The organism is Streptosporangium sp. NPDC051023, assembly GCF_040689595.1.
Taxonomy (GTDB): Bacteria; Actinomycetota; Actinomycetes; order Streptosporangiales; family Streptosporangiaceae; genus Streptosporangium.
In genome coordinates this window covers 1-2,969 of sequence record NZ_JBFBCE010000203.1, presented here as the reverse complement: position 1 = coordinate 2,969, position 2,969 = coordinate 1, and the positions used below count along the sequence as shown (strand labels likewise).

Annotated in this window: 1 protein-coding gene; it reads left to right on the top strand. The window is 70.9% G+C overall.

Annotated features, from left to right (window positions below; translation table 11 throughout):
- Positions 1-15: 15 nt before the first annotated feature.
- Positions 16-2,969, top strand: a 2,954-nt coding sequence (locus AB0395_RS48005; RefSeq protein WP_366295022.1) for an amino acid adenylation domain-containing protein, incomplete at its 3' end; no start/stop codon positions are given.

Below are 2,969 nucleotides of genomic sequence, written 5' to 3'. Positions count from 1 at the left end.
CATGACGAGCATGGTTTGCCGATCGGGATCGACGGGGTCGTCGAGTACGCCACCGACCTGTTCGACCGGGCCACCGTCGGCTCGACCGCACAGCGTCTCCTGCGCCTGCTCGAAGCAATGGTCTCCGACCCCGAGCAGCCCGTCAGCACGCCGGACGTGCTCACACCTGCGGAGCGTGAACGCGTCCTCGTCGACTGGAACGCGACGGCCGCCACCGCCTACCCGCTCCACACCTGCGTTCACGAGCTGTTCGAACGGCAGGCGAACGCCGACCCGCAGGCCGTCGCGATCGTCCACGGCGACCGTACGCTCACCTACGCCGAGCTGAACGCCGACGCCAACCGGCTCGCCCACCTCCTGATCGGGCGTGGTGTCTCGGTTGAGCACCGGATCGCCCTGGCGATGCCGAGCTCGGACCTGTGGGTCACCGCGATTCTCGCCGTGCTCAAGGCGGGGGCCGCGTTCGTGCCGATCGACCCCGGCTATCCCGCCGAGCGCGTCCACTACATGCTCGGCGACGCCGCCCCGGTCCTCCTGCTGAGCACGGCCGAATGGATCGGGGGGCTGCCCGAGACCACCACTCCCGTACTGCTGCTCGACGACCCGGCGACGCTCGGCCTGCTGGCGGGCGCCGCGACGACAGACCCCGGTGACGCGGACAGACAAGGTTCGCCGGTGCTGGACAACGCCGCCTACGTCATCTACACCTCGGGGTCGAGCGGACGGCCCAAGGGCGTCACCGTGTCGCACGCCGGTGTCGGGGCCATCGTGGCCAGCCAGATCCACCGGCAGGCGGTCGGCAGGGGAAGCCGGATCCTGCAGCTCGTCTCCACCAGCTTCGACGCGGCGCTGTGGGACCTGTTCGGGGCGGTGCTGTCCGGCGCGACGCTCGTGCTGCCCCTGGGCGAACGCCCGCTTGGCCTCGACCTGGTCGATTTCGTGGCCGCGCACGGGGTCACCCATGTGGCGCTGCCCCCGGCCGTGGTGGCCGACCTGCCCGCCAACGGCCTGCCGTCAGGCGTCGCGGTGACCGTGAGCGGTGAGGCGTGCCCTCCGCAACTGGCCGCCACCTGGTCGGTTGGGCGGCGGCTGTTCAACGGCTACGGCCCGACCGAGGTGACCATCGGCGCGATCATGTGGGAGTGCGAGCAGGGGCGCGCGCCGAACCCCGTCCCGATCGGCACCCCGCTGATCGGCAAACAGGTCTACGTGCTGGACGGGAACCTCGCTCCGCTGCCCGCGGGCGTGGTGGGTGAGCTGTACCTCGGTGGTGGTGGGCTGGCGCGTGGGTACATGGGGCGTCCGGGGTTGACGTCGGGCCGGTTTGTCGCGTGTCCTTTTGGTTCTGCCGGTTCGCGGATGTATCGGACCGGGGATCTGGTGCGGTGGCGGGCCGACGGGGTGCTGGAGTTCGTCGGCCGGGTCGACGACCAGGTCAAGGTGCGCGGCTTCCGCATCGAGCTGGGCGAGGTCGAGACCGCGCTGCGCGACATCCCCGGGGTGCGCGCCGCCGCGGTCGTCGTCCACACCGACGTGTCGGGCGGTCAGCGGCTGGTGGGGTACGTCGTCGGCGATCCCGAGGGCGCGTCGATCCGCGCGTCGGTGGCCGCGGTGTTGCCGGAGTACATGGTGCCGTCGGCGTTCGTGTCGCTGGAGGCGTTGCCGTTGACGCCGAACGGCAAGCTGGACCGACGGGCGCTTCCCGCGCCGTCCTTCGAGGGAGAGACAGGCGGCCGGGGGCCGCGTACTCCCCGGGAGGAGATCCTGTGCGGGCTGTTCGCCGAGGTGCTGGGTGTGGCGCGGGTGGGGATCGACGACGGCTTCTTCGATCTGGGTGGGCATTCGCTGCTGGCGACGCGGCTGATCTCGCGGATTCGTTCGTCGCTGGGTGTCGAGCTCAGCGTGCGGGAGCTGTTCCAGTCGCCGACCGTCGCCGGGATCGCCGGGCGTGAGGGTGACCGTCCGGTTCGTACGCCGTTGGTGCCGGCTGTCCGGCCTGAGCTGGTGCCGTTGTCGTTCGCGCAGCGGCGGCTGTGGTTCCTGCACGAGTGGGAGGGGCCCAGCGCCACCTACAACATCCCGATGGCCGTACGCCTGACCGGGGAGCTGGACCACGAGGCGCTGAAGGCCGCGATCGGCGATGTCGTGGCCAGGCACGAGAGTCTGCGGACGGTTTTCCCCGCGGTTGACGGCCTGCCGTACCAGCGGGTGGTCGAAGACGGTCCGGTGGTTGAGATCGTGGAGGTCACCGAGGAGGGGCTGGAAGAGGCGTTGTCGGAGGCGGCGCACCGGCCGTTCGACCTGGCCGCCGACCTGCCGATCAAAGGCTGGGTCTTCCGGCTCGGTCCGGTGGAACACGTGCTGGTGATCGTGATGCACCACATCGCCGCCGACGGTTGGTCGATGGGGCCGTTCGCCCGTGACCTGTCGCAGGCCTATGCCGCCCGGTGTGCAGGTGAGGTGCCGTCCTGGTCGCCGTTGCCGGTGCAGTACGCCGACTACGCCCTGTGGCAGCGCGGCCTGCTGGGGGATGAGCGGGACGCGGGGAGTCTGGCGGCCAAGCAGCTCGCCTTCTGGTCGGGGGCCCTGGACGGCCTTCCCGACCAGCTCGAACTGCCCGCCGATCGGCCCCGGCCCCCGGTCGCGACCTACCGGGGCGACCACGTGCCCTTCAGCGTCTCGCCGGAGTTGCACGAGGGGCTCCTGGCCCTGGCCCGACAGACGCAGGCGACGTTGTTCATGGTGGTGCAGGCCGCTGTGGCCGCGTTGCTGACCCGGCTGGGGGCGGGTACCGACATCCCGATCGGCACGCCGATCGCCGGGCGCACCGACGACGCGCTGGACGATCTGGTCGGGTTCTTCGTCAACACGCTCGTGCTGCGCACCGATGTTTCGGGCCGTCCGTCCTTCCGGGAGTTGATCGGCCGGGTGCGGGCCACGGATCTGGCCGCCTACGAGCATCAGGATCT